At 46.0% G+C, this 25,045-nt stretch carries 26 protein-coding genes; 19 read left to right on the forward strand and 7 right to left on the reverse strand.

The features are described from left to right. Positions 1–10: 10 nt before the first annotated feature. A complete protein-coding gene (locus tag A8O14_RS03065; RefSeq protein WP_068948169.1) occupies positions 11–1,507 on the reverse strand; it encodes a glycosyltransferase family 39 protein in 1,497 nt (498 codons plus the stop codon). Positions 1,508–1,567: 60 nt separating this feature from the next. On the opposite strand from A8O14_RS03065, the gene A8O14_RS03070 reads away from it, so the two are divergent. Next, complete coding sequence (locus A8O14_RS03070) at positions 1,568–2,365, forward strand: DUF3047 domain-containing protein (RefSeq protein WP_068948170.1); 798 nt, start codon at positions 1,568–1,570, stop codon at positions 2,363–2,365. Positions 2,366–2,370: 5 nt separating this feature from the next. Here A8O14_RS03070 and A8O14_RS03075 read toward each other — a convergent pair whose 3' ends face one another. Further along, positions 2,371–4,647, reverse strand: coding sequence for a heavy metal translocating P-type ATPase (locus A8O14_RS03075; RefSeq protein WP_068948171.1), 2,277 nt, complete (start codon positions 4,645–4,647; stop codon positions 2,371–2,373). A 53-nt stretch (positions 4,648–4,700) separates the two neighbouring features. Between A8O14_RS03075 and A8O14_RS03080 the strand changes: the two genes are divergently transcribed. From A8O14_RS03080 to A8O14_RS03145, 14 genes are all read left to right on the forward strand, one after another. Beyond that, the gene (locus A8O14_RS03080; RefSeq protein WP_068948172.1) at positions 4,701–4,895 is read left to right on the forward strand and encodes a heavy-metal-associated domain-containing protein; all 195 of its coding nucleotides are present in this window, start codon (positions 4,701–4,703) and stop codon (positions 4,893–4,895) included. A 65-nt stretch (positions 4,896–4,960) separates the two neighbouring features. After that, positions 4,961–5,608: a DUF47 domain-containing protein gene (locus A8O14_RS03085; protein ID WP_068948173.1), complete on the forward strand. Its 648-nt coding sequence runs from the start codon at positions 4,961–4,963 to the stop codon at positions 5,606–5,608. A gap of 80 nt (positions 5,609–5,688) precedes the next feature. Then, complete coding sequence (locus tag A8O14_RS03090) at positions 5,689–6,630, forward strand: inorganic phosphate transporter (RefSeq protein ID WP_228385123.1); 942 nt, start codon at positions 5,689–5,691, stop codon at positions 6,628–6,630. Positions 6,631–6,768: 138 nt separating this feature from the next. Then, positions 6,769–7,857, forward strand: coding sequence for an iron-sulfur cluster carrier protein ApbC (gene apbC / locus A8O14_RS03095; RefSeq protein ID WP_068948175.1), 1,089 nt, complete (start codon positions 6,769–6,771; stop codon positions 7,855–7,857). 14 nt (positions 7,858–7,871) lie between these two features. After that, positions 7,872–8,405 carry a DUF3305 domain-containing protein gene (locus A8O14_RS03100; RefSeq protein ID WP_068948176.1) on the forward strand — a complete coding sequence of 178 codons (534 nt, stop codon included), beginning with the start codon at positions 7,872–7,874 and terminating at the stop codon, positions 8,403–8,405. Beyond that, positions 8,405–8,959 (forward strand): DUF3306 domain-containing protein, encoded by a 555-nt coding sequence (locus A8O14_RS03105; RefSeq protein ID WP_068948177.1) that lies wholly within the window; start codon positions 8,405–8,407, stop codon positions 8,957–8,959. The genes A8O14_RS03100 and A8O14_RS03105 overlap by 1 nt, the downstream gene beginning before the upstream one ends. A gap of 11 nt (positions 8,960–8,970) precedes the next feature. Further along, complete coding sequence (locus A8O14_RS03110; protein WP_068948178.1) at positions 8,971–11,061, forward strand: 4Fe-4S binding protein; 2,091 nt, start codon at positions 8,971–8,973, stop codon at positions 11,059–11,061. Continuing rightward, entirely contained in the window at positions 11,058–11,690 is a 633-nt protein-coding gene (locus tag A8O14_RS03115) for a TorD/DmsD family molecular chaperone (protein WP_068948179.1), read from the forward strand. The genes A8O14_RS03110 and A8O14_RS03115 overlap by 4 nt, the downstream gene beginning before the upstream one ends. Positions 11,691–11,806: 116 nt before the next feature. Continuing rightward, on the forward strand, positions 11,807–12,028 hold the full coding sequence (locus tag A8O14_RS03120) for a hypothetical protein (protein WP_068948180.1): 222 nt from the start codon (positions 11,807–11,809) through the stop codon (positions 12,026–12,028). Positions 12,029–12,092: 64 nt separating this feature from the next. Next, complete coding sequence (locus A8O14_RS03125; RefSeq protein ID WP_068948181.1) at positions 12,093–15,071, forward strand: formate dehydrogenase subunit alpha; 2,979 nt, start codon at positions 12,093–12,095, stop codon at positions 15,069–15,071. 27 nt (positions 15,072–15,098) lie between these two features. Then, a complete protein-coding gene (fdh3B, locus tag A8O14_RS03130) occupies positions 15,099–15,755 on the forward strand; it encodes a formate dehydrogenase FDH3 subunit beta (protein WP_068948182.1) in 657 nt (218 codons plus the stop codon). Then, positions 15,755–15,991: a hypothetical protein gene (locus A8O14_RS03135; RefSeq protein WP_068948183.1), complete on the forward strand. Its 237-nt coding sequence runs from the start codon at positions 15,755–15,757 to the stop codon at positions 15,989–15,991. The genes fdh3B and A8O14_RS03135 overlap by 1 nt, the downstream gene beginning before the upstream one ends. 47 nt (positions 15,992–16,038) lie before the next feature. Then, positions 16,039–17,100 carry a formate dehydrogenase subunit gamma gene (locus tag A8O14_RS03140; RefSeq protein ID WP_068948184.1) on the forward strand — a complete coding sequence of 354 codons (1,062 nt, stop codon included), beginning with the start codon at positions 16,039–16,041 and terminating at the stop codon, positions 17,098–17,100. A 3-nt stretch (positions 17,101–17,103) separates the two neighbouring features. Continuing rightward, entirely contained in the window at positions 17,104–17,388 is a 285-nt protein-coding gene (locus A8O14_RS03145) for a hypothetical protein (protein ID WP_082913083.1), read from the forward strand. Positions 17,389–17,398: 10 nt separating this feature from the next. Here A8O14_RS03145 and A8O14_RS03150 read toward each other — a convergent pair whose 3' ends face one another. Together A8O14_RS03150 and A8O14_RS03155 are read right to left on the reverse strand one after the other, a co-directional pair. After that, the gene (locus tag A8O14_RS03150) at positions 17,399–18,106 is read right to left on the reverse strand and encodes an ATP-binding cassette domain-containing protein (protein WP_068948185.1); all 708 of its coding nucleotides are present in this window, start codon (positions 18,104–18,106) and stop codon (positions 17,399–17,401) included. Further along, positions 18,099–18,794, reverse strand: a complete 696-nt coding sequence (locus A8O14_RS03155; RefSeq protein WP_068948186.1) for an ABC transporter permease — start codon at positions 18,792–18,794, stop codon at positions 18,099–18,101. The genes A8O14_RS03150 and A8O14_RS03155 overlap by 8 nt, the downstream gene beginning before the upstream one ends. Positions 18,795–18,861: 67 nt before the next feature. Between A8O14_RS03155 and A8O14_RS03160 the strand changes: the two genes are divergently transcribed. Genes A8O14_RS03160 through cls form a run of 3 tightly spaced genes read left to right on the forward strand, consistent with a single transcriptional unit; the run spans position 18,862 to position 21,289 of the window. After that, the gene (locus tag A8O14_RS03160; protein WP_068948187.1) at positions 18,862–19,062 is read left to right on the forward strand and encodes a (2Fe-2S)-binding protein; all 201 of its coding nucleotides are present in this window, start codon (positions 18,862–18,864) and stop codon (positions 19,060–19,062) included. Continuing rightward, a complete protein-coding gene (locus A8O14_RS03165) occupies positions 19,062–19,814 on the forward strand; it encodes an endonuclease/exonuclease/phosphatase family protein (RefSeq protein WP_068948188.1) in 753 nt (250 codons plus the stop codon). The genes A8O14_RS03160 and A8O14_RS03165 overlap by 1 nt, the downstream gene beginning before the upstream one ends. Further along, the gene (gene cls / locus A8O14_RS03170) at positions 19,811–21,289 is read left to right on the forward strand and encodes a cardiolipin synthase (RefSeq protein WP_068948189.1); all 1,479 of its coding nucleotides are present in this window, start codon (positions 19,811–19,813) and stop codon (positions 21,287–21,289) included. The genes A8O14_RS03165 and cls overlap by 4 nt, the downstream gene beginning before the upstream one ends. On the opposite strand, the gene A8O14_RS03175 is transcribed toward cls, so the two are convergent. Continuing rightward, positions 21,286–22,470: a CaiB/BaiF CoA transferase family protein gene (locus A8O14_RS03175; RefSeq protein WP_068948190.1), complete on the reverse strand. Its 1,185-nt coding sequence runs from the start codon at positions 22,468–22,470 to the stop codon at positions 21,286–21,288. The two genes, cls and A8O14_RS03175, sit on opposite strands and share 4 nt — an antisense overlap. Before the next feature lie 21 nt (positions 22,471–22,491). Next, positions 22,492–23,661 carry an acyl-CoA dehydrogenase family protein gene (locus A8O14_RS03180; protein WP_068948191.1) on the reverse strand — a complete coding sequence of 390 codons (1,170 nt, stop codon included), beginning with the start codon at positions 23,659–23,661 and terminating at the stop codon, positions 22,492–22,494. A 153-nt stretch (positions 23,662–23,814) separates the two neighbouring features. Here A8O14_RS03180 and A8O14_RS03185 point away from each other — a divergent pair, with 153 nt between their 5' ends. Further along, entirely contained in the window at positions 23,815–24,318 is a 504-nt protein-coding gene (locus A8O14_RS03185) for a YqaA family protein (protein ID WP_068948192.1), read from the forward strand. 18 nt (positions 24,319–24,336) lie between these two features. Here the strand turns inward: A8O14_RS03185 and A8O14_RS03190 are convergent, their stop codons facing one another. Then, positions 24,337–25,041, reverse strand: coding sequence for an ABC transporter ATP-binding protein (locus A8O14_RS03190; RefSeq protein ID WP_068948193.1), 705 nt, complete (start codon positions 25,039–25,041; stop codon positions 24,337–24,339). Positions 25,042–25,045 lie beyond the last annotated feature (4 nt).

The following is a 25,045-nucleotide window of genomic DNA, read 5'->3' on the forward strand; positions in this document are numbered from 1 at the left end:
TTTGGGTGAATTACTCCGTCAATTCAGGGCCTTGCCAGTTGCGGCAAAGGCTAAAGTCAAATTTAGACAGAATTTGTCCGAATCGCTCGATCTCTAGAGTCTCCAGGGGCTCACAGCGTTCAAAAGCAGGCCCACTCCCTACTGGGGGCGCAAAAGACATCCCAGACCAGTTAATGAGGAGAATGTTCGCTCCGCGTGGTAGTTGACCAAACCACAGATCGAATTGATCTTTTCGAGCATCCAAAACAAATACAGGGATGGGTTGGGCATACCAAGCCGCGCGACTGCCTAAAGTCCAGTTTTGAACAGCAATCCCATTTGCTTTGCTTGCTTGCGTTAACTCAGCCGCTCTTTGACCTGCGAGTTTCCAGCCATAGAGATCTGCAATTGGATTAGATTTAAATGCTGCCGAACTGATGCCACCAGAAAGAACATAAGTAAAACCCATACAACATATTGCTATCTGTGTAATGAATAAAATTCGAATGAGGTGATGATGTTGTGTTGACCACGCTTTTGCTAAACCAATTCCAGCAAATGGTGCCAAGCAAAACCATGCGGGTGATGTCCAATGTGGCAAGCCACCACCACCAGAGAGACTTATGAATACTACAAAAGGGATCACAAAGAATCCGAGCAGTGCCAATAAAGAAAGTTTGGTGCCGTGAATGAAGTGCTTAACAAAGAGATAAGCACCCAAAATCATCAAAGGTCCAAAGACCAAAACCTGAATACCTAAATAAGCGCCTAGTCGACGCCAAAGCCACACGCTGCCAGCCCCATGGGCCATTTGATATTTAAAGGAAATCCAATCATTTATCCAATTCCAATAGAGCACGGGACTGATTAAGATAAGAGCAACAACCACAGCAATCCAAAAACCAAGCTTATTAATCCATGGCTTTCTAGGATTGCTTAGAAAAATGAGCAGGAGGGCAATAGCGGTAAATGCGGCGGTGTATTTACTTAAGCCTGCCAATCCCAACAATACTCCAGTAACCAGCCAGTCTGCAATGCTGAAATGATCTTTGATTAACCAGCGTAAGGCCACGAGCATCAGACCAAGACTTAATGGCGCAAGTAATGTATCTGGTAATAATCCAATCGCCAATACATGAGGCATTGGTGCGGCAATGATGGCAAGTACTGCCATAAGACCGCAAGTATTGGCTGAAGGTAATGCGCTGGTAAGGTAGCCAGTATTCCGACCTTGAATGAAGTGATGCACTTCCAAAGTCACTTGATAGACTAAGTAACAAGAGAGGATCCAGAGTAATTCCGGAAGCAATCGGATGATCCCCTCGCAAGAGGTAAGTGTAACTAGTGGCCACTGAATCCAACCTACTAGAGGAGGGTGATCAAAATAGCTCCAGGCAAGATGCTGTGCATACAGAACGTAGTGAGCCTCATCGACCGAGAATTCAATCGCAAAGCCTAGGGCAAAATGGACTAGCGCTGCAATGCAGACACAGATTGCGGCCCAGCTTGAAGGGGATTGTTGGCGCATGATCTGATTTTAGACTCACTTTATGTATCAGCTATAGCATTAATTTGGGACAATGAGCGCATGCTGAAGTCTGTCTTTTTCTCTCTGTTTATCTCGATAGTGTTTGCTCTTACAGGCTGCGCAGGTCTTGGCGGCGGCTCGGTTCAAAACGAATCAGGACAAACATTCAATGTGGATCAAATGCCAGCTCAAGAGGAGCTTCCCAAGTTTTCGGCAGAGACTGCGCGTGATGGTATGCCGAATGGTTGGAATTTCTATCGTATCGCACCTTATAAAAAGAATACGGTTTATCGTTTAGAAAACTATCAAGGTAAAACCGTTCTAAGTGCTAACTCTAAAACCTCTGCCTCTGGTTTGGCTGTGAAGTTGCGCCCACGCCAAGTAAGCAATTTATGGCTTCAGTGGGAATGGAAGGCCTTGGATGCGTTGCCAGAAGCAGATAACGCTGAAGGCGTGCGCGATGATGCTCCTTTGCGTATCTTGGTTGCATTTGATGGGAATAAGTCCAAACTCCCCCTCAAAGAAAAAATGACTTTCGAGATGGCCAATCTCATTAGTGGTCAAGAAATGCCATACGCAACCTTGATGTATATCTGGTCTGGAAAATCTCCAGTCGATACCATCATCACTAATGCACATACCTCGCGCATCAAAATGATCGTTGTCGACTCTGGTTGGGATAATTTAGGCCAATGGCACAAACATCAACGCGATTTGGCTGCAGACTATAAGCGTGCTTATGGAGAGGCCCCAGGTGAATTGATTGGGATTGCTTTACTTACTGATACTGATAACACCAAGTCTGAGACGCGAGCTCTGTATGGGGACATTGAGCTAGTGCGTAAGAATTCAAAATAATCAGATTAGCGGTGGGACGGGCGCCAGCGTTTTAATAAGAGGGCGTTGCTCAAAACACAAAAGCTAGACAGCGCCATTGCACTACCAGCAAGCATAGGTGACAGATAACCAAGGGCTGCCAATGGAATGCCAGTGGAATTAAAGGCAAAAGCCCAAAATAAATTCTGTTGAATCTTCTTCCAAGTTCTTTTAGAGATATCAATTGCGTCAGCAACCAAGCTTGGGTCTCCCCGCATCAAAGTAATGCCGGCAGCCTGCATGGCGACGTCCGTGCCTGTAGACATTGCCATGCCAACATCGGCCGTAGCTAACGCCGGGGCGTCATTGATGCCATCGCCAACCATGGCAACATATTGACGCGGATGCTCTTTGCTTGAAGTTTGCAGTTTGAGAATGATCTCCGCTTTATTGCTTGGCATGATTTGTCCAAAGACTTTATCAATACCAATCGATTGCCCGACGCGATTAGCAGCGGCAGAGTTATCGCCTGAGAGCATCACTGTGCGGATATGCAATTGATGTAAAGAATGAATCGCATCTTTTGCATTGGGTTTGAGCTCATCGCCAAATGCAATGATCGCTAGCGGTGAGGGTGGCAACTCTTGATTCATCAATATCGATACGGTTTGCCCTGCATCTAAAAGGGGTTGGACTTTACTTGATATTTCTGCCCAGCTTCCGGTGCCAGTCAATGAGGCAACGCTCTGCAGGGCAATGTTTTGACCCGCCCAGGGTCCAGAGTTCGGCTTGCCGGTAATGCCAATTCCTGCGATAGCTTGACTATCTGAAGGCGGTATCGGTTTAACACCAGCATCTTTAGCAGCATCTAACAATGCTTTAGCGAGAGGGTGTTCGCTACCCATTTGCAATCCCGCTGCAGTAGCAAGCAGAATATTTTCTTCTGATACATCGGTAACGGGTATAAAAGCCAATACCCTTGGTTTACCGATAGTGAGAGTGCCCGTCTTATCAAACGCCACAATATTTAAACGATGAGCAAGTTCCAATACCTGGGGATCTTTGATTAAGATACCGAACCGTGCTGCCACACCCGTGCCCGCCATGATCGCAGCTGGGGTTGCTAAACCTAGAGCGCAAGGGCAGGCAATAACGAGTACTGATACTGCGCGCAATATCGCAATCGAAGCGGAGTCCAAATAAAACCAATTGGCTATTCCAGTAATAATTGCAATAGCAATAACGCTGGGAACAAAAATCTCGCTGACGCGATCTACTAATTTCTGAATTGGCGCCTTCTGTGTTTGTGCATCCTCGACCAAAGTAATGATCTGAGATAAAACACTTTCTACGCCTACTGCGTGCGCATCAATCACCAATACGCCTTCGCCATTGAGTGAGCCGCCAATTACTTTTGTGCCAAGTAATTTCTTGACAGGCTCGCTCTCGCCAGTAAGCAAGGACTCATCGATATGACTATTGCCAAACACAATCACGCCATCAACCGGAATACGTTCGCCAGGTAGAACTAGAATGCGGTCCTTCGGAAACACTTGATCTAAAGGAAGCTCATGGTATTGCTCTAAGAAAGTGCCTTCGCCAATTGCAACATTTGGATTGAGAACCTTGGCGTTTTCTGGCCAGAGTTTTTGTAAAGCGCGAATAGCTTCACTAGTTTGTTGCTTTGCTCTCGCTTCAAGCCACTTGCCTAGCAAGACCATGCAAATAATGACAGTTGAACCTTCAAAGTAGAGTTCATGACTTGCGTGAGGTGATGCAATCATTTGATACACGCTTAAGCCATAGGCCGCACTAGTGCCTAGCGCAACGAGTAAATCCATATTGCCCGCGCCTGCAAGCAGTGATTTAAATCCAGCCTTATAAAAGCGCCAACCCAAAATGAATTGCACGGGAGTTGCTAAAAGAATTTGCCACTTTGGTGAGAGGGCCCAATGAATTCCAAAGGGCATCAGGAACATTGGTAAGAAGAGTGGGGCTGAGAGGGTAAAGCTAAGCAGAACCCGAGCCAAGCCATCCGAACCCCAAAAAGAGTGCGATTGTTTTGTTTGGGTATTTCCGTGGGGGGTGCTTAACTTGGCCTCGTAACCTGTTTTTTGGACGGCAGCAATGACCCCGGCAAGCATTGTTTCTGAGTTGGCTTTTAGGCGAACTTTTGCCTGCTCGGTAGCTAAATTGACGCTGGCAGCCTCTACCCCGGGAATTCTGTCTAACGCTTTTTCAACCCGTCCCACACAGGATGCACAGGTCATACCAGTGATATCGAGGGTAAGAATGGATGAATTTGGGTCGTTTTGACTGCTCATATAGAAGATAATCCACTAGATAGAGTACAAATTCAATGCAAACGGGGGGTTGTATGTTGAATCTCAAAGTATCAGGAATGACCTGTGCCGGCTGTATTAATGCCGTGACTAGAGCAGTTCAGTCTCAGGATCCAAGCGCGAAAGTCCTAGCGGATCTAGCAACCCAGACTGTCACCTTAGAAACCACCTTGTCCTCTGCTGAGGCAAGCCAGCTTATAACAGATGCTGGTTTTCCAGTTGTTCAATAGGTGTTTGTTTAGAATGTCGGCAAACCTAACAAAAACAGTATTTTGTTCCTAAAGGATCGTGATTTATGTTCTTCAGTAAGTTAATGCCTCACGATGGTAATTTCTTCGAATTGTTCAATGAGCATGCTGGAAATATAGTTGCCGCTTCAGAATCTTTTCTGAAGTTTGTTGAGCACTACAACGATGAAGCCTTGCGCGCAAAATACACTCAAGAAGTAGACAAGGCAGAGCATGCTTGCGATGATGTGGTGAAAGAGGTGCATCGCCGCCTTCACAAAACATTTATCACTCCAATCGATCGTGATCAAATCTTCTCGCTTATCAATACGATGGATGACGTAGCGGATCTTTTGCAAAACGGTACGGAAGCAATGCATTTGTACGATGTAAAACAAATGACCCCAGAAATGTTGCAGATGGCTGAGTTATGTAATCAATGTTGTATCAGCATGAGAAATGCCGTTGCGACATTAAAAGATATTTCTGATCCCGAAGTAGCTAAAGCGGCCCTGAAGACTTGTGATGAGATTGATCACTTGGAATCTGGCGCTGACCGCCTGCTATCAACCGCTATCACGAGACTTTTCCGTGAAGACATTGAAGTGCGGGAGCTCATTAAGTGCCAACGTATCTACGAATTGCTTGAGGAAGTAACTGATAAATGTGAAGACGTTGCCAATTTGGTTGAAGGCATCGTTCTTGAAAACTCTTAAGGCGAAATAAGTTGCCAGCGACAGATGTAGCTTTCTGGGTAGTAGCGCTACTAGTAATCCTAGCGCTTGGATTCGACTTCATGAATGGATTTCATGATGCGGCTAACTCCATTGCTACAGTTGTTTCAACAGGCGTTCTTAAGCCACAACAAGCGGTAGTCTTTGCCGCCTTCTTCAATTTCCTTGCAATCTTTATCTTTCATTTAAGTGTTGCGGCGACAGTTGGCAAGGGAATTGTTCATCCTGCAGCAGTAGATTTGCATGTCATCTTCGGCGCTTTGGTTGGCGCAATCGTTTGGAATATAGTGACTTGGTATTACGGCATTCCATCGAGTTCATCCCATGCTTTGATTGGCGGTCTAGTTGGTGCTGCACTACCAAAAGCAGGAGTTGACGGCTTGGTGTGGTCTGGAATCATCAAAACCGTATCTTTTATTTTCATTTCGCCACTGGTAGGTTTCTTGCTAGGTTCACTCATGATGTTGTTGGTGGCCTGGGTGTGCAAGAACGCAAACCTTGCCAAGACAGATCGTTGGTTCCGTCGCTTACAGTTGGTTTCAGCTAGTGCTTACAGCTTGGGTCATGGTGGTAACGATGCACAAAAAACGATCGGTATTATTTGGCTGCTCTTGATCATTACAGGCTACGCTGAAGCTGGTGCAAAGATGCCTCCAACCTGGACCATTATTTGTTGTTATATCGCTATTGCGATGGGGACGATGTTTGGTGGTTGGCGGATTGTGAAAACGATGGGACAGAAATTAACCAAGCTTAAGCCCGTAGGGGGCTTCTGTGCTGAGACTGGTGGCGCAATTACATTGTTTGCTGCAACAGCCTTGGGTGTACCTGTCTCAACTACCCACACCATTACTGGGGCTATTGTTGGCGTGGGTTCCACTCAGAGGGCAAGCGCAGTACGTTGGGGTGTAGCCGGAAATATCGTGTGGGCATGGATTTTCACCATTCCAGCAACTGCATTGATGTCGATGCTGGTTTATTACCTCAGCTTAATGATCTTTTAATTTAGCCTCTAAAGATCTCTCTATCTCATTTCAAGCAATTTTTGGCTGGTGCGGTTAATCTACCTGCTATTCAATAAAAAATTCCATTTAGCAAGTCTGGGTTGATATCTCTAGATTTGCACATTCTAGGAGAAGGTAGTGTCAGTGACTGTAGAAGCTGTTCAGGGAGCTTTAAAAAGCTTAATTGATCCAAATACCAAGATCGATTTTGTAACGGCAAAAAATGTAAAGAACCTAAAAGTAGACTCTGGCGATGTCTCGATGGATGTCGTGCTGGGCTATCCTGCAAAAAGTCAATTTGACACAATCCGCAAAGCGATCATTAATAGTATTCGTGAATTGCCTGGCGTCAAGAATGTTAGTGTCAATGTCTCTAGTCAAATTGTTGCTCACGCAGTACAGCGTGGTGTGAAGTTACTTCCTGGTGTAAAAAATATTATTGCGGTGGCAAGTGGCAAAGGCGGTGTTGGTAAATCCACTACTGCAGTTAATTTAGCATTAGCGCTTGCAGCAGAGGGTGCGCAAGTTGGTATGTTGGATGCAGATATTTATGGTCCAAGTCAGCCAATGATGTTGGGCATTACTGGTAGGCCAGAATCGATTGAAGAGAATACGATTGAGCCGATGGAAGGTCATGGACTTCAAGCAAGCTCTATTGGCTTTTTGATTGAGGAAGATGCACCCATGGTATGGCGTGGCCCAATGGTGACTTCTGCTTTGGAGCAATTGCTGCGCCAAACTCGCTGGCGTGATCTAGATTATTTGATTGTTGATATGCCTCCGGGCACCGGTGACATTCAGTTAACTTTGTCGCAAAAAGTTCCCGTGACTGGTTCTGTCATTGTGACGACACCGCAAGATATTGCTTTGCTAGATGCTCGTAAGGGTCTCAAGATGTTTGAGAAGGTTGGTGTCCCAATCATCGGCATTATTGAAAACATGAGTACTTATATTTGTCCTGGCTGTGGCCATGAAGAGCATGTCTTTGGTAGTGGTGGCGGCGAAAAGATGTGCAAAGAGTACGGCGTCGAATTTTTGGGTGCATTGCCTTTGAATCTCTCGATACGTGAGCAAGCTGATGCAGGACGTCCAACTGTCATTGCTGATCCTGAAGGGGCTATTAGTGCAATCTATAAAAATATTGCCCGGCAGGTTGCGATTCGAGTCGCCACCCTTGCCAAAGATATGAGTAGTAAATTCCCAAACATAGTGGTTCAAAACACTTAAGGCTCTGAGGACTTATGCGCTTTGCAGTATTGATGCGTAAACAAAATATGGATAACCCATGGGTTTCATACCGATGGGCCCCTCACGAGGTAATGCCTGATTTCGGAGAGTTCAACAGCAATTCGAGCAATTCGATTACGGGCCAGTTTTTAGGGCGCGATAACGAAGGCGAATCTTGGTTGTTTACTGGCTTTGAATTGAATCTTTTTCCTGATGAGGCTGAGGGCTACTATCTCAATGTGACTGCTACAACACCATGTTGGTTTGTGATGTGGCGCTTAGAAGAAGATATCGATCGTTATGTTGATGCCCAGTCTCTTGAAATTGCAAAAGCAGATGCAAATATCGCCGTTCCTCATCGTATCTGTGTAAGTTATAACGAGGCCGCCCGTTTGCTGGATGGTGGTGAGTCTGTCGATACCGTTCCGATGAATGATGAACACACCTCTTGGCTGCAGGAGTATGTAAACGAAAAATATCGACCTGAGCCTAAAAAACGTCATAAGCCTGCATCATTTAAAGGTGCTGAGCGTCCTGCGGAGAAATAATGACTGATGGTTTTCTAAGTCGCTGGTCGCGCCGCAAGGCTGGCAAACAAGATGAGCTTCCTGAGCAGGCAAAAGAAGTTGCTCAGACATCTGCGTCGATCCCTTCTGAAGTTAAGGAGCCCAATGGCGATAAACCACCGGTAACCTTAGATGATGTGGAAAAGATTGATCGGTTCGACCCTGATTTTTCTGCATTCATGAAATCCGATGTTGATCCCGCCGTGCAGCAGGCTGCTCTCAAGAAAATGTTTACGGATCCGCACTTCAACGTGATGGATGGCCTTGATATTTACATTGACGACTACTCCAAGCCAGATCCATTGCCGCCTGGAATGCTCGAAAGAATGGCGCAAAGCGGTATGCTCAATTTGTTTCAAAAGACTGATGAGGGAGGCACCAAGGCGAGCGATCAGGCTGTTGGAGCGGCAGGCCCTGATAAACCAGCTTTAGAAGCTTCTTCTGAAAGTGATTTAACATCCACTCAATCCCAAGAACTGGAAAAATCCACCAACTTGGATGAAATGCCGATAGAGTCAGATAAGAAAAAAACCTAAGAAGGTTGTCAATGAGTCAAAAATTAGTCTGTAACTGCAATGGCACGATGCCACTAGATGCGAAGGCTTTGGGAGTTACTGTTCATCAATCTCTATGTAGGCAAGAGCTTGGATCTTTTATTAAGGCTCTTGATGGCTCTGAAGAGTTAGTTATTGCTTGTACACAAGAAGGCGCCCTGTTTACTGAGATAGCAGAGCAATCTGAAAAGCCCTTGGTGGCGCCACTGCGCTTTGTCAATATTCGTGAAGTAGCTGGCTGGACGCAAGAAGCAAAATTATCGGGACCAAAGATTGCGGCTTTATTGGCCTTGGCCGATATGCCAGAAGCAGAACCCGTGCCCGTAGTGAATTACGAAAGCCAAGGAAGGTTATTGATTGTTGGTCCTGGATCACAAGCAATTCCTTGGGCAGAAAAGATTTCTATTTCTTTAGATGTTTCTGTTCTCTGTACTGAGCCAGGCGATTTACCGCTGACACGTAACTATCCAATTTATAGCGGACTCATTACAAAGTTGGATGGGTATCTTGGCAATTTCTCGGTGGATTGGGATCTACAAAACCCAATTGATCCAGAGATGTGTACGCGTTGCGGGGCTTGCCTTGAAGCTTGTCCTGAAAATGCGATTGATCTTTCATTTCAAATTGATTTGGAGAAATGCAAATCGCACCGAGCTTGCGTGACAGCGTGTGCCAGTATTGGCGCTATAGCTTTTGATCGATCTGATCGTAAACGTAATGCTGAGTTTGATTTGATTTTGGATTTACGTGCCGATCCTAAAATGCGCATGAGCCAAACTCCGCAAGGTTACTTTGCTCCAGGCAAGGATCCACTTGATCAAGCTTTGGTAGTCAACCAATTGCTAGAGATGGTTGGTGAGTTCGAGAAGCCAAAGTATTTTGTCTACAACGAAAAAGTCTGTGCGCATGGCCGCAACGGCAAGGTGGGGTGCAGTGCCTGTATTGATGTCTGCTCAACTGGTGCTATCAGTTCTATATTTAAGAGTGGGCAGGGCACTGTTGAGGTCAATCCAAATCTTTGTATGGGTTGCGGCGCTTGTTCCACAGTCTGCCCGTCTGGCGCAATGCGCTACAACTATCCGAGCGTTCCGCATCAAGGTAAAGAATTAAAAACTCTCGCCACCGTGTTTCAGGCGGAGGCGAAGAAACTCGATCAATCAGCAGCCCCAAGCTTGCTTCTGCATACCCTGAAGGCTGGCACTCAAATGATTGATGGCCTAGGCCGCTCTGCCCATGTGATGCCAAAGCAATATGAGGCATTACCATCTTTTGTGATCCCGTATGGTATTGAACATATCGCTTCCACTGGTTTGGACCTTTGGTTGGGCGCTCTGACTTACGGCTTTGCTGAAGTAATCTTGTTATTGAGTGGGGATGAAGATCCTGCATACCGTGCTGCTCTCGAAGAACAGTCTCAATTAGCAAACGCCATCCTAAAAGCTTATGGCTTTAACGAGCGTATCCAATTGGTCATGGCCAATTCGGTAGAAGACTTGCAAGTAATCTCTCAGGCGATGGGCGCTTTGCGTCAGCGAGGTGCACTAAATTCAATTTGTACGCCTGCCAGTTACGGCTTGTCAAATCAAAAGCGCGAAACTTTAGAAGCTGCTCTAGAGTATTTGCAAAAGCAAGCAAAGACTCCATTGCCAGAAGCGGGCGTTGCTCTACCTAAAAATGCATTATTAGGCGGCTTAGCGATAAATAAAGATGCCTGTACTTTATGTATGTCTTGTGTCAGTAGCTGTCCAGAGGGCGCGCTCCTCGATAATCCTGATGAGCCCATTCTGTCCTTCATTGAAAAGCAGTGCGTGCAATGTGGCATCTGCGCGCAAACTTGCCCTGAGCATGCATTGACCTTAGAGCCCCGTTTGCAAACGGTTGAGCAGCGTAAGCAAAAAGTGGCACTCAATCAGACTCAAGCGTTCCATTGCATTAGTTGCGGAAAACCCTTTGGTACTGCGAAGATGGTTGATCTCATGTTGACCAAGTTGGGGGCGCACGGTGCTTTTGCTGGAGCAGCAATGGATCGTCTAAAGATGTGCGGCGATTGTCGAGTGGTAGATATGGTGAAAAAAGAAATATGAGCACAAAAGAGAATGCATCAACCGAAGTAGGTGAAGTGGGTTTGCCAGAAGATTTAGCGAGAGCCGACCTTTATGGTTTGATTGCGAGATTTTTTCATTTGCCACCAGATCAAGAGTTACTAAATCAAATAGCTGCAACTGCCGATCAACAGGATGCGGCTGATGAGGCGCCTTTAGCTAAGGTGTGGATGGATGTAGTTGAAGTAGCTAAAAATAATCCGGCCAAGGCCTGGCATGATGAGTTTGATCTAAATTTCATTAGCGTAGGTAAGCCCAATGTGGTGCTCAATGGCTCTTTCTACATGGCCGGTCACTTGAATGAAAGGCCATTGGTCAATATTCGTAATGCTTTGGCGGAATTTGGTCTGGAATCAGCAGAAGAAGTTACGGAAACTGAAGACCATATTTCTGCGCTATGTGAGGTGATGCGTTATCTCATCGCGGGGGATGATGTTGAGGTATCAAACCTTACAAACCAAAGGGTTTTTTTCAATGAGCATATTCGCCCCTGGTATGAGGAGATGTGCGATGCCATTGAGGCCATTCCTGAAATGCACCTTTATCGTCCAGTAGCCGCTCTTACAAGAGAATTTCTGGCTATTGAAGGCCAAGGTTTTGACATGCTTTAATGTTGCACCGCATCAAAGGGAATGTCCTAGCAACTCCTTGTGAAGCCAATATGTCAAAAGTGCGATTTCCTATTACACTTGATCGAGATCAAGAATAAATTAATAGGAGCATGCATATGAGCACTAAATCTAAAGTTGCTTTAAGTGGAGAAAACAAGCCGTCGCGCCGTAAGTTCTTTATTGGTGCAGGAGTCGCTGTCGGCGCTGTTGCTGTGGCTTCTCAAACTTCGGTTGGCAAAGCAGTCATTCAAGAAATTGGCAGCACCGTTAAAGACAAGCGTGAAGGCCAAACGATTACTGCCCACATGCGCAAGTATTACGAAAGCACCATGCTTTAACTAGTTCATTGCATCGATATTGTTTTATCACTAATAAATAAAAAAACTTTCTCAGGGACAACATATGAGTCTGACTCGTAAATCTAATACCCCACAAAGCAGCCGCACTACATCACGTCTGATCGGCAGCCTATCGCGCGGCTTAAAAGCGGCAGTGCCTACGATGGATCGCCGAACATTCCTAAAACGTTCAGGTGTTGGCGTTGGTGCTGGTATCGCTGCAAGCCAATTGAGCTTGGTGCAGAAAGCGGTAGCTGAGCCAAGCAAGGCAATGCTCGATGGCAAGGGAAAGATTGAGGTTAAGAGATCTATCTGTACCCACTGCTCTGTAGGCTGCGCGGTAGATGCTACCGTTGAGAATGGTGTTTGGGTACGTCAAGACCCAGTGTTTGATTCTCCGATTAATATGGGCGCCCACTGTGCTAAGGGCGCAGCCTTGCGTGAACATGGTCACGGTGACTATCGTTTGCGTTATCCAATGAAGCTGGTTGATGGCAAGTATCAGCGGATTTCTTGGGACCAAGCGCTGACAGAAATTACTGCTCAGATGAAGAGTATTCGAGAGAAATACTCTCCGGATGCGATGTTCTTTATTGGATCATCAAAGCACAACAATGAACAGGCCTACTTACTCCGTAAGTGGGTCTCTTTCTTTGGCACAAATAATACAGACCATCAAGCTCGTATTTGTCACTCAACCACAGTTGCCGGTGTTGCAAACACCTGGGGCTATGGTGCGATGACCAATAGTTATAACGACATGATGAATGCGAAGGCAGCTTTGTACATTGGTTCCAATGCCGCTGAAGCTCACCCAGTTTCGATGTTGATGTTGTTGCACGCCAAGGAAAATGGTTGCAAGGTAATCGTGGTTGATCCACGTTATACCCGTACTGCTGCCAAGTCAGATCAATATATTCGTATTCGTTCGGGTACCGACATTCCATTCCTCTTTGGCATGCTGTACCACATCTTCAAAAATGGCTGGGAAGATAAGAAGTACATCAATGATCGCGTCTACGGTATGGATGAGATCCGCAAAGAAGTGATGGAGAAGTGGACTCCAGCTGCTGTTGAAGAGGCTTGCGGCGTTCCAGAAGCACAGGTTTATCAAGCCGCTAAAACGATGGCCATGAATCGTCCAAGTACGGTTGTTTGGTGTATGGGCCAAACCCAGCACACGATTGGTAACGCAATCGTTCGTGCATCTTGCATTTTGCAGTTGGCATTGGGTAACGTTGGTAAATCCGGCGGCGGTACAAATATTTTCCGCGGCCACGATAACGTTCAGGGTGCTACTGACGTTGGTCCTAACCCAGACTCATTGCCTGGCTACTATGGCTTGGCAGCGGGTTCATGGAAACACTTCGCAACTGTTTGGGGTGTTGACTATGAGTGGATTAAAGGTCGCTATGCGCCAGATATGATGGAGAAGTCTGGTACGACCGTATCTCGTTGGGTTGATGCTGTTCTCGAAAAGAACGACATGATCGATCAACAGACCAACGTTAAGGGCTTGTTCTTCTGGGGTCATGCGCCCAACTCACAAACTCGTGGCCTCGATATGAAGCGCGCGATGGATAAGTTAGATCTCTTGGTAGTTGTGGATCCATATCCAAGTGCTACTGCTGCAATGGCAGCAATGCCTCCTGCAGAAGGTCAGACAGTCAATAAGAATCGCAATGTTTACTTGTTGCCTGCTGCAACTCAATTTGAAACCTGTGGCTCCGCTACGGCATCAAACCGTTCATTGCAGTGGCGCGAGAAAGTCATCGATCCATTGTTTGAATCAGTACCTGACCATGTGATCATGCAAGCATTTGCTGATCGCCTTGGTTTTGGTGAAGAGTTATCCAAGAATTACAAGATTCTCAATTCCAAATTTGCTGGTAAGCAATGGAAAGAACCGCAGATTGAAGACATCTTGCGCGAGATCAATCGCTCATGCTGGACTATTGGCTACACCGGTCAAACTCCTGAGCGTCTCAAAGCGCATATGAGAATGGTTGCAACCTTTGATCCGAAGACCCTCAAGTCTCGTGGTGGCGTTGACCCAGTAACAGGCTACGACACTACTGGTGATTACTATGGCTTGCCTTGGCCTTGCTACGGCACAGCTGCTATCAAGCATCCCGGTTCACCAAACCTCTATGACACTAGTAAGAGTGTGATGGAAGGTGGCGGTAACTTCCGCGCGAACTTTGGTGTGGAGCGTGATGGTGTCAGCTTACTTGCTGCTGACGGTTCTCACTCTAAGGGTGCTGCTATCACGACAGGTTACCCAGAGTTTGATCACGTATTGATGAAGAAGTTAGGTTGGTGGGATCAGTTGACCGATGACGAGAAAAAGCTTGCCGAAGGTAAAAACTGGAAGACCGACTTGTCTGGTGGTATTCAGCGCGTGGTCATGAAGAATGGTTGCCATCCATTTGGTAACGCTAAAGCGCGTGCTGTAGTTTGGAACTTCCCAGATCCAGTTCCGATTCACCGTGAGGCGCTCTACAGTACTAACGCTCCGATGATGCGCAAGTATCCAACCTCCGCCGATAAGAAGAATTTCTGGCGCTTGCCAACTCTCTATAAGACTGTTCAAGATCAGAACTTGAATCAGAAGCTATACGAGAAGTTCCCAATCATTCTGACCTCTGGTCGCTTGGTTGAGTACGAAGGTGGTGGTGATGAGACTCGTTCTAATCCATGGTTGGCAGAACTCCAGCAAGAAAACTTTGTGGAGATTAATCCAAAGGCTGCAGCTGATCGCGGTATCAAGAACTGGGATTATGTTTGGGTTAAATCGCCTACTGGCGCCAAGATCAAGGTACGCGCATTGGTAACAGAGCGTGTTGATCAAGGAACCGCATTTGTGCCATTCCACTTTGCTGGTTGGTGGCAGGGCGAAAACATTCGTAAGTACTACCCAGAGGGTGCTGCTCAGGTAGTTCAGGGTGAGGCGGTCAATACTGCAACGACATATGGTTACGACCAGGTGACGATGATGCAAGAGACCAAAACCACCATGTGTCAAATCGAGAAATTTGCCTAAGTCAAAAAATAAAGTCAGGAGAACACAATGGCAAGAATGAAATTTATTTGCGACACAGAACGATGCATTGAGTGCAACGGTTGTGTCACTGCTTGTAAGAACGATAACGAAGTACCTTGGGGCGTAAATCGTCGCCGTGTAGTTACTGTTAACGATGGCATCATCGGTCAAGAAAAATCAGTTTCAGTTGCTTGTATGCACTGTACTGATGCTCCTTGTATGGCAGTATGTCCAGTAGATTGCTTCTACCGCACTGATGAAGGCGTTGTCTTGCATGACAAAGATATTTGCATCGGTTGCGGATACTGTTCATTTGCTTGCCCATTCGGCGCTCCTCAGTTTTTGAGCAAAGGCGCCTTTGGTTCACGCAGCAAAATGGACAAGTGCACATTCTGTAGTGGTGGCCCAGAAGAGAACGGTAGCGTTGCAGAATTCGAGAAGTATGGCCGCAATCGTTTGGCAGAAGGCAAGTTGCCACTCTGTGCGGAGATGTGTTCAACCAAGGCTTTGATTGGTGGTGATAGCGACATCATTTCTGGCATCTTTAATACACGTGTTGCGAATCGCGAGAAGAATGGCAAATATCCTGGCAGCCAAGCATTTGGTTGGTCCACGGCTTATGGCGGTCCAGGTACTCCAGCGCCAGCACCTACGCCTGCAGACAAAATTCCAGGAGCTAAATAATGAAAGTCAATTTCAAAACTCTCGGGCTATGTTTTGCAACAGCAACTTTGTTAGCTGCTTGCTCTGAGCCTCCAGAAATTGCAGCCAAGGTTGCAAAGCGTCCTGATGTTGCGCCTTACATGGGTGCTAATAATGGCTTCGTGACGAAAAACTGGACCCCAGGTAATCAAGCGAGTTGGACTGAGTCGGTTGACAAGCGCACTCAAGGTCAAAACGAATATAGTCGCGTCAAGTGATCATCTAAATAACAATAAATAAAACGAAAACGTTTAAGGACATGTGTATGAAACGATCATTTTCTAAAGTTCTACGCACTTTGGTGGTGACTGCAGGTTTGTCACTCACACTAGCAAGCGGCATGAGCTTTGCTGAGCGTGCACCGATGCCGCCTTTGCCATCACCGAGCGGTGTTGATGTTCCGCCATTGTCAGTGCCAGCGAATCCTAATGCCTTGGCTAATGGAACACAAGCACAGGCGCAGCCAGCAAATCCATCGATATTCACTACCGCTAATAGCGATCCGTACAACTACGTCAGCATTCCAGATAAAGAGGCGAGTGTATTGATTCAGCGTTCTGGTCAAGAGTGGCGCGTGATTCGCAATGGCGTTATTACTGTGTACGGCGGTTGGTTACTTGCAATTGCCTTCTTCGGCATTATTGCGATGTACACCATCAAGGGTTCTATCAAATTACACGAGCCAATGTCCGGTGTAAAAATAAAACGCTTTAGTGCACTTGATCGTTTAGTTCACTGGTTGATGGCGTTTAGTTTCCTTGCATTGGCCTTCACTGGCTTATTGATTTTGTACGGCAAATACTTCGCCATGCCATTGATGGGTGGCACAGCTTACGGCTCATTCTTAATGGTCTGTAAGAACATCCATAACTTCACCGGCCCATTGTTCACGATTTGCATCGTGATCTTCTTCCTGCTCTTTGCGCATAAGAATTTGCCTGGAAAAGGTGATCTGCAATGGTATTTAACTTTTGGTGGCATGTTCAGCGGCAAACATGTACCAGCGGGATTCTTTAACGGCGGAGAAAAGATCTGGTTCTGGTTTGGCATGACCTTCTTGGGTCTGGTAATTTCAGCATCAGGCTTTGTGCTCGATATGATCGTGCCATTCATGACGATTGAGTACACCCGTGGCACGATGCAAATTGCCAATATCATTCATAGCAGCGCAGCGATTTTGATGTCTACCATGGCAATGGGGCACATCTATATCGGCACGATTGGTATGCAGGGCTCAATCGATGGCATGAAGACTGGTTATGTTGATGCTACTTGGGCTAAAGAGCACCATGAGCTCTGGTATGACGAACTCAATAAAAAAGGTTAAGCCATGAAAAAAATCATTGCTTTCGCATTCTGTGCATTTGCTGGATCTTCGGTATTCGCAGCATTACCCCCTTTGACTCCTGAACAGGCAGATGCTGCAGCTTTGGCTAAAGCTAAGGCTGCTTATGGTGACAAGGTTGGTGCTTATCAACTTTGCCAAGCTCAAAATAGGGTGGCAGATCGCTTTAAGGTAGCTGGAACTCCTGCGCCTGCAGCTTGTGTAGCGCCGCCTCCATTTGTAGCGCCAGTTGCTGCTGCAGCCCCAGCCGCTGCACCGGCAGCAAAGTAATTGTTAATGCTTAATCAGTAATTAATTCTTGCTGCAGGTAGCGTTTAGCTGCAGAGGTTTCGGGATTGGTGAAGAAGGGGCCTACAGGCCCTTTTTCTTTTATCTCACCTTGATCAATAAAGAGAATGTACTCAGCCAGTCTTTGGACTTGCGCTAATTGATGTGATGAAAAAATGACATCAGATCCCTGTTGAGTCAATTCTTGAATAATTTTTTCAACTTGCTCGGTAGCATTGGGGTCTAGGTTGGCTGTTGGCTCATCTAATAAAACTAAATTAGGCTTTTGTAAGATAGCTCTCCCTAGGCATAGCTTTTGTCTTTCACCAGCCGATAGCTTGTGTGCAGGACTATTGGCCAAACCCTTTAATCCAACCCGTTCAATTACTTGATCGATAGCTCTCGCATCAATAGTGGGATCCACATCTTTGACTAGGCTGATATTGGTTTTGGTGGATGCCTTAATCATGGGTGTGTGATGTAAGACCAAAGACGTCTTACTGGCGAATGAATAACTCACCGTTCCAGTGTCAGGTTGAATTAATCCATCCAATAACTTTAAGAGGGTAGTTTTACCGGCTCCATTGGGGCCTATGCAGGCAGTGATTCGATCTGCCGGGATGATGGCATGGGGTATGTTGAGAATGGTGCGGCCATTACTGTTAACGGTGATGCCTTTAAGCTCAATGAACTTCTCAAATAGGTTTGTCATATTAACCATAGCGACGCTCCACAATTTGACGAACAACAAAAGTAAATAGATTGGCGATCAAAACAATTCCTAACAAGACGATCCCCAATGCAAGCGCTAGCGGTAAGTCACCCTTGCTAGTCTCCAAAGCAATCGCAGTAGTCATCGTTCTGGTGGAGTTTTGGATATTGCCACCAACGATCATGACTGCGCCAACTTCTGAAATGGCTCTAGCAAGCCCGGCTAAAACTGCAATAGTTAGCGAGAAGCGGCAATCCCAAATGAGCCATTTGTAGCGTGAGAGCGGGGGTAGTCGTAAGCTTAAAAACGAGTCTCGCTGAATCTTCCAGGAGTCCTCTAAGATTTGGCGGCTTAAGGCTGCAATTAAGGGGGTTGTAAGCAGAGTTTGGGCAACTATCATGCCCTTGGGTGTAAATAACCACCCCCAGGCTCCTAGAGGCCCAGATCGTGACAAAAGCAGGTAAACAATGACCCCAACAATGACGGTGGGCACTCCCATGAGGGTGTTTAGGGTAACAATAACAACCTTCTTACCGCTAAATTCTTCTGTGGCAAGCAGGGCGCCTATGGGAAGCCCTATGAGGGTACCAAGGAAGAGGGCTGTAAAGCTAACCTGAAGAGAAACCATGACAATACCCAGCAACCCCCCATCGAGATGGGCAAGCAGTGCAAAGGCATTAGAAAAAGCAGTCCACATGCGTTCGATTCTATCAAGGCAATGGCAAAATGCGTTTAATGAGACCAATACCCCAATTTTTTGACTTATGGCTGATGTAGTTTGTTTATGCAACAACGTCTTTGATGTTGATTTGCGTGAATATCTCGATGCGCATTCCATTAACTCGATTGATGAGTTGAGGGAGCAGGCGTCTATTTGTAATAAATGCATGCAATGCCAAGAATTAGTTGAGGGCGAGATATATTTGGCGCGTGTGCGACGGCAGCGTGCAGCAGGGCAGTTTTAATGACACAAATAAAAGCTCAGCGTTTTACGGTGATGAGCATGAATGTCCACAAGGGCCTGTCGCCCCTACATCGCCACTCCACCATTTATCAACTGCGTCAAAAAATGCGCAGTCATCATCCTGATTTATTATTTTTGCAGGAATTGCAGCAAGAGCACCGTGGAAGAGTTCGGCGCTTTGGACAGTGGCCTTTGACTGAGTTGACCCATTTTCTATCTGAGGATTTTTGGGGTGACTGGCACTATGGTAAGAACGTTGAGTATCCAGACGGCCATCACGGCAACGCTATTCTTTCTAAACACCGATTGCACAAAGGAAATAACTACGATATTTCTGCATATCGGTTTGAAAAACGGGGGCTCTTGCACAGCGTTATTCAATTCAATGAGGCAGATTCGCCGATTCATTGTTTCTGTGTCCATCTTGCCTTATTTGAACGAGGTAGAGAGCGCCAGCTAGCAGAGATTATTCGCTATATTAATGAGTTAACCAATGACGCTCCGACAATTGTGGCTGGAGACTTTAATGATTGGCGCAACCGCGTGGGTGAGCCAATGCGTGAGGCTGGCTTTAATGAGGTCTTCGAAACTTTGACTGGGGCTCCCGCAAGAACTTTCCCTAGTATGAAACCATTGTTACCGATGGATCGTATCTATGTCCGCGGTCTGAAAATCCATTCGGCAGAAATTTTGCATGAATGGATGAAGTTATCTGATCACCTTGGAATTACTGCCGAACTGGAATTGCTATGAATGACTTATTAGGATTTTTTATCAATACACATTCAGTTCTCAATTTGAGATTAATTTTTCTAGCCCATTTCTTATTAGTCACATATTTTATTTTCATCATTATTTCTGTAAGAAGGCCGGTTGGCGTCGCCTTTGCGTGGATATTTATTGTGATGACATTTCCTTTGCTGGGAATCGGTTTATATATTTTGATCGGTGAGCGCCCAGTTGGCAGGGCTTTAACTCGGAAGATTATTCGCATGAATCGCGAATACGAGAACATCACAAAACTCATGAGACAACAATTTATTGGCGATCGGGAGAAATTACCTCTTGAGGGTAGAGCTCTTAGCCTCTTGGCGGAATCGAAGAATGGTTCCCCTGTGGTTGCCGGAAATAAGATCGAATTGCACTCAAATTCATTAAAGATCCTACAAAACTTTGTTGATGAAATTAACCAAGCCAAAAAAAGTCTGCACTTAGAGTTCTATATTTGGGCTCTAGGTGGTGATGCGGATCGTGTTTGTGAGGCCTTGATCGCTGCAGCTCAGCGCGGGGTCGCCTGCCGCGTTTTATTGGATTCACTAGGAAGTAAGGATTGGTTTAAGTCTTCTTGGCCTGGGCGTTTTAGGAAGGCGGGCATCCAAGTAACTGAAGCCTTGCCAATTCAGGTGGGTCGCTTTCAGTTCAGACGCGCTGATTTGCGTTTGCATCGAAAGATATTTGTGATTGACGGTGCTGTTGTTTGGACTGGAAGTATGAACTTGGTTGACCCTCGAACTTTTAAGCAAGATTCTGGAGTGGGTGAGTGGGTCGATGCCATGGTGCGTATTGAAGGGCCTGTCGCATCACAGTTTGAGCTCACATTCTCTTTTGACTGGAGTGTTGATAATCCAAAAATTACCCACTTTGATGATCGTGAGCCGCCAGTCTCTCCACATGAAGGCGGCGCATTAGCACAAGAGTTTTCATCTGGTCCAGTGTACCGAGACGATATTCTTTATCAGGTGCTGTTATCGGCCATCATGGATGCGCGCGAAGAGTTAACTATTACTACGCCTTACTTTGGCCCTGACGATGGCTTACTTCAGGCTTTGATGGCGGCTGCTGCACGCGGAGTAGAAGTTACCTTAATCGTCCCTAAACTCAATGACTCCAAATTGGTTGCTTGGAGCAGCAGGAGCTTCTATGATGACTTACTCAACGCGGGGGTGAGGATTGCGGAGTTTCATGGAGGCTTACTGCATACCAAGAGCCTGTTAATAGATAAGAGAATCGCGATTTTCGGCTCTGTGAACTTTGATCAACGCAGTCTGCGCCTAAATTTTGAGATCAGTCTTATTGTTTATAACAATGATTTCTGCTCTAAGCTTGAAAAATTGATTAATTCTTACTTGGCGCAATCTGATTTTGTGGATTCAAAAATTTGGGCTAAACGACCACGGTGGCATCATTACCTCGAGAACGCAGCCCACCTTACATCACCATTGCTTTAGATCGCTCCGCTGGCGCGCATGCTGGCGATTTCAGTTTCTGCTAAGCCAAGCTCTTTGAGGATGGCGTTGGTATGCTGTCCCACGGATGGAACAGGATCCATCCGATATTCGTAGCTATCGTTCAATCCTGGGGGGAGCAGAGCAGGAATATCACCATTTGGAGTTCCCACTTCGGTCCAGCGCTTGCGGGCCTTTAATTGCTCGTGTTTCCACAAACCTTCCATGTCATTCAGATGCGCATTGGCAATTTGAGCCTTCTCCAATCTAGCAATCAGTTGTTCGGAAGTAAGTTTGCTAAAACAGGCATTAATAATCTCGAGCAACTCAATCCGCTTTTCATTGCGTTTAAAGTTTTTATCAAAGCGCTCATCTTTCGCAAGCGAAGGATTTTCGAGAACGATTTCGCAGAACTGTACCCACTCACGCTCATTCTGAAGACCTAACATTACAGTTTTACCGTCACCTGCCTTAAAAGGGCCGTATGGGTAAATGGTTGCATGCGATGCACCGTTTCGAGAGGGTGGGTTTGCCCCTTTGTAGGCGTAATACAGTGGAAAGCTCATCCACTCACTCAGTGCTTCGAGCATAGAGATATCAATCACAGTGCCTTTACCAGTTTTACCTCTTTGCAGTAGCGCTGCCAGAATGTTGGTATAGGCATACATGCCGGCTGCAATATCTGCAATTGAGTTTCCAGCTTTACTAGGCGTCTCAGGGGTGCCAGTAATCGACAGAAAGCCTGCCTCACTCTGAATTAAAAGGTCGTATGCTTTTTTATCGCGATAGGGACCATCATTGCCGTAACCAGAGATGGCGCAAAGGATTAAGCCAGGGTTATCTATATGGAGTGCTTCGGGAGTAAGTCCCATGCGGGCTGCAGCACCCGGGGCCAAATTTTGGATAAAAACATCCGCTGTCTTTAGAAGATTCTTTAGTACTGCTAATGCTGATTCCTGTTTGAGGTCGAGCGTTAAGCTTTCTTTCGAGCGATTAACCCATACAAAGTGCGAGGAAAGTCCTTCTACTTGCTGATCGTATCCTCGTGCAAAGTCGCCATCACCTGGGCGCTCAATCTTAATAATGCGTGCACCAAGGTCAGCTAGCTGTCGAGTACAAAATGGCGCTGCAATTACATGTTCTAGTGCAACAACAGTAATTCCATCTAAGGGGCGAATGTTCATATTTGATATTCTAAATATGGATTAGAACGATCTTGGTAAACCAAGAATATGCTCGGCAACATAGGAGTAAATCAAATTCGTTGAAATTGGTGCCACTTGATAGAGGCGAGTTTCTCTAAATTTACGTTCTACGTCATATTCATTTGCAAAGCCAAAGCCGCCATGGGTTTGAAGGCACACGTTTGCCGCTTCCCAAGATGCTTTAGCAGCTAAGAATTTGGCCATATTCGCTTCAGGACCGCAGGGCTGGTGATTATCGAAAAGATCACAAGCCTTAAAGCGCATTAAGTTTGCCGCTTCCGTTTCGATATAGCTATCTGCAATCGGAAATTGAATTCCTTGGTTTTTGCCGATTGGACGATCAAAGACCACGCGATCATTGGCATAGCGACGGGCGCGGTCGATAAACCAGTAGGCATCACCAATACATTCGGCTGCAATCAGCACGCGTTCAGCATTGAGTCCATCCAAAATGTATTTAAAGCCTTGACCTTCAGTGCCAATCAGGTTTTCAGCAGGAATTTCTAAGTTATCAAAAAAGACTTCATTAGTTTCATGGTTCACCATATTGGCAATAGGACGAACTTCCATGCCTTTACCAATGGCATCTTTAAGATTGACGATAAAGATCGACATGCCTTCTGATTTACGTTGCACTTCACTAATAGGAGTAGTGCGGGCCAATAGAATCATTAAATCAGAATGCTGAATGCGAGAGATCCAAACCTTCTGACCATTCACAACATACTTGTCACCTTTTTTAACTGCAGTAGTTTTCAGTTTAGTAGTGTCGGTGCCAGTGGTCGGTTCGGTTACAGCCATACTTTGTAAGCGCAACTCACCAGTAGCGATTTTGGGGAGATACATTTTCTTTTGCGCTTCGGATCCATGACGAAGGAGCGTGCCCATGTTGTACATCTGCCCATGACATGAACCAGAGTTGCCACCAGAAAAATTGATTTCTTCCATGATTACGGAAGCATCCGCAAGACCTAATCCTGATCCACCATATTCCTCTGGAATCAAAGCAGCCAGCCAGCCAGCCTCAGTCATGGCTTTGACAAAAGCCTCGGGATAGTCGCGTTCGTGGTCAATCTTTTGCCAGTAGGCCGAATCAAAACTACCGCAAAGATCACGCAATGCTTCGCGCATCTCTTGATATTGATCAGGTTTAGGAATGGGGTGATTCATGAATGTCTCGTTTTATAGGATTGATGTGGCAAATACTGCTAGCATTAGTTTAAGCAAGATTTGAAATTCTTGGAGAATTGATAAAACAAGGCAAAATAGACCAATTAGGGTTAATGAATCCTTCGAAAGCAATACATAAGGGGTATGCGTTTTATGGAGCACGCACTTGCGCATTTTTTTGGTTGGTTTGGGATGCCCTCAGTTGGCTTGCCTGCGGTATTTATCAGTGCTTTTGTTTCGGCAACATTACTTCCGGTTGGTTCAGAGCCCATTCTTTTTGGCTACATCTCTCTCAATCCTCATCTATATTGGGTTGCTATTTTTGTAGCAACCGTTGGCAATACCATGGGCGGTATGCTGGATTGGTGGCTTGGCCTCATTGCCCGTAGGAGTATGAAATCGGTTGGAGAGCCAAAAAATGAACGTCTCAAGGACTGGCTAGAGGCATGGGGCCCAAAAATTCTGTTACTTTCTTGGCTGCCTGGCTTCGGTGATCCCTTATGCCTTGCTGCTGGATGGTTAAAGCTTGCTTGGCAGCCGTGCTTGATTTACATGTTCATCGGCAAGTTGTTTCGTTATCTCACTTTAACTTGGCTTCTGACTTTGGTGCCAGATAGTTTCTGGCACCAGCTGGGACATTGGTTACACCTGATTTAATGTAACCAGATCAAGACTTTAAACGGCGCAATACTTCTGTTGAATCTCATCGTTATTAAGTAGATTCTGTGCGGTGTCATGAAACACAATCTCGCCTTGATCTAGGATGTAAGCACGGTCAGAGATCTTTAAAGCTTGTTGCACATTTTGCTCCACCAAGAGAATCGTTAAGCCTTGCTGCTTAAGTTTGGCGAAGAGCTCGAACATTTCTTCCACCAATACCGGCATGATCCCCTCAGAGGGTTCGTCTAATAGGATTACTTTTGGTTTGGCAATCATCGCGCGGGCAATGGCTAACATTTGTTGTTCGCCGCCTGACATTGACGTTCCATCTTGGTGGAGGCGTTCTTTGAGTCGCGGAAAGGTTTCAGCAATTTCATCTACCAGTGCACTCATATCGCCACGGTTCTTTTGGGCGATGACCCCAAGTTCTAGATTCTCTTTAACGGTAAGACCAGGAACAATGCGACGATCTTCTGGAACGTAAGCTAGGCCCAAGTGGAAGCGCTCGTGTGCAGGTAGATCCAAAAAGGATGTGCCATCGATCGTTGCTTTTCCTTGGCGTTTTGAGAGTAGACCCATGAGTGAGCGCAGAGTAGTGGTCTTACCAGCACCATTGCGACCCATCAAAGTCACAATTTCTCCTTTGTTTACCTCTAGGGAGATGCCTTGCAAGACGTGACTGCGGTCATACCAAGCGTTTAAGTTTTCAATATGCAACATAGCT

It is taken from the genome of Polynucleobacter wuianus (assembly GCF_001659725.1).
Lineage (GTDB): Bacteria > Pseudomonadota > Gammaproteobacteria > Burkholderiales > Burkholderiaceae > Polynucleobacter > Polynucleobacter wuianus.

What these genes read in the sequence shown, in the direction of transcription:
- A8O14_RS03125 (WP_068948181.1), top strand. Translation starts at nt 12,093, where the DNA reads ATGAGTCTGACTCGTAAATCTAATACCCCACAAAGCAGCCGCACTACA.
- A8O14_RS03105 (WP_068948177.1), top strand. Translation starts at nt 8,405, where the DNA reads ATGACTGATGGTTTTCTAAGTCGCTGGTCGCGCCGCAAGGCTGGCAAA.
- A8O14_RS03100 (WP_068948176.1), top strand. Translation starts at nt 7,872, where the DNA reads ATGCGCTTTGCAGTATTGATGCGTAAACAAAATATGGATAACCCATGG.
- A8O14_RS03180 (WP_068948191.1), bottom strand. Translation starts at nt 23,661, where the DNA reads ATGAATCACCCCATTCCTAAACCTGATCAATATCAAGAGATGCGCGAA.
- A8O14_RS03070 (WP_068948170.1), top strand. Translation starts at nt 1,568, where the DNA reads ATGCTGAAGTCTGTCTTTTTCTCTCTGTTTATCTCGATAGTGTTTGCT.
- fdh3B (WP_068948182.1), top strand. Translation starts at nt 15,099, where the DNA reads ATGGCAAGAATGAAATTTATTTGCGACACAGAACGATGCATTGAGTGC.
- A8O14_RS03090 (WP_228385123.1), top strand. Translation starts at nt 5,689, where the DNA reads ATGAATGGATTTCATGATGCGGCTAACTCCATTGCTACAGTTGTTTCA.
- A8O14_RS03155 (WP_068948186.1), bottom strand. Translation starts at nt 18,794, where the DNA reads ATGTGGACTGCTTTTTCTAATGCCTTTGCACTGCTTGCCCATCTCGAT.
- A8O14_RS03150 (WP_068948185.1), bottom strand. Translation starts at nt 18,106, where the DNA reads ATGGTTAATATGACAAACCTATTTGAGAAGTTCATTGAGCTTAAAGGC.
- cls (WP_068948189.1), top strand. Translation starts at nt 19,811, where the DNA reads ATGAATGACTTATTAGGATTTTTTATCAATACACATTCAGTTCTCAAT.
- A8O14_RS03135 (WP_068948183.1), top strand. Translation starts at nt 15,755, where the DNA reads ATGAAAGTCAATTTCAAAACTCTCGGGCTATGTTTTGCAACAGCAACT.
- A8O14_RS03140 (WP_068948184.1), top strand. Translation starts at nt 16,039, where the DNA reads ATGAAACGATCATTTTCTAAAGTTCTACGCACTTTGGTGGTGACTGCA.
- A8O14_RS03065 (WP_068948169.1), bottom strand. Translation starts at nt 1,507, where the DNA reads ATGCGCCAACAATCCCCTTCAAGCTGGGCCGCAATCTGTGTCTGCATT.
- A8O14_RS03185 (WP_068948192.1), top strand. Translation starts at nt 23,815, where the DNA reads ATGGAGCACGCACTTGCGCATTTTTTTGGTTGGTTTGGGATGCCCTCA.
- A8O14_RS03080 (WP_068948172.1), top strand. Translation starts at nt 4,701, where the DNA reads ATGTTGAATCTCAAAGTATCAGGAATGACCTGTGCCGGCTGTATTAAT.
- A8O14_RS03145 (WP_082913083.1), top strand. Translation starts at nt 17,104, where the DNA reads ATGAAAAAAATCATTGCTTTCGCATTCTGTGCATTTGCTGGATCTTCG.
- A8O14_RS03115 (WP_068948179.1), top strand. Translation starts at nt 11,058, where the DNA reads ATGAGCACAAAAGAGAATGCATCAACCGAAGTAGGTGAAGTGGGTTTG.
- A8O14_RS03190 (WP_068948193.1), bottom strand. Translation starts at nt 25,041, where the DNA reads ATGTTGCATATTGAAAACTTAAACGCTTGGTATGACCGCAGTCACGTC.
- A8O14_RS03175 (WP_068948190.1), bottom strand. Translation starts at nt 22,470, where the DNA reads ATGAACATTCGCCCCTTAGATGGAATTACTGTTGTTGCACTAGAACAT.
- A8O14_RS03165 (WP_068948188.1), top strand. Translation starts at nt 19,062, where the DNA reads ATGACACAAATAAAAGCTCAGCGTTTTACGGTGATGAGCATGAATGTC.
- A8O14_RS03075 (WP_068948171.1), bottom strand. Translation starts at nt 4,647, where the DNA reads ATGAGCAGTCAAAACGACCCAAATTCATCCATTCTTACCCTCGATATC.
- A8O14_RS03120 (WP_068948180.1), top strand. Translation starts at nt 11,807, where the DNA reads ATGAGCACTAAATCTAAAGTTGCTTTAAGTGGAGAAAACAAGCCGTCG.
- A8O14_RS03110 (WP_068948178.1), top strand. Translation starts at nt 8,971, where the DNA reads ATGAGTCAAAAATTAGTCTGTAACTGCAATGGCACGATGCCACTAGAT.
- A8O14_RS03160 (WP_068948187.1), top strand. Translation starts at nt 18,862, where the DNA reads ATGGCTGATGTAGTTTGTTTATGCAACAACGTCTTTGATGTTGATTTG.
- A8O14_RS03085 (WP_068948173.1), top strand. Translation starts at nt 4,961, where the DNA reads ATGTTCTTCAGTAAGTTAATGCCTCACGATGGTAATTTCTTCGAATTG.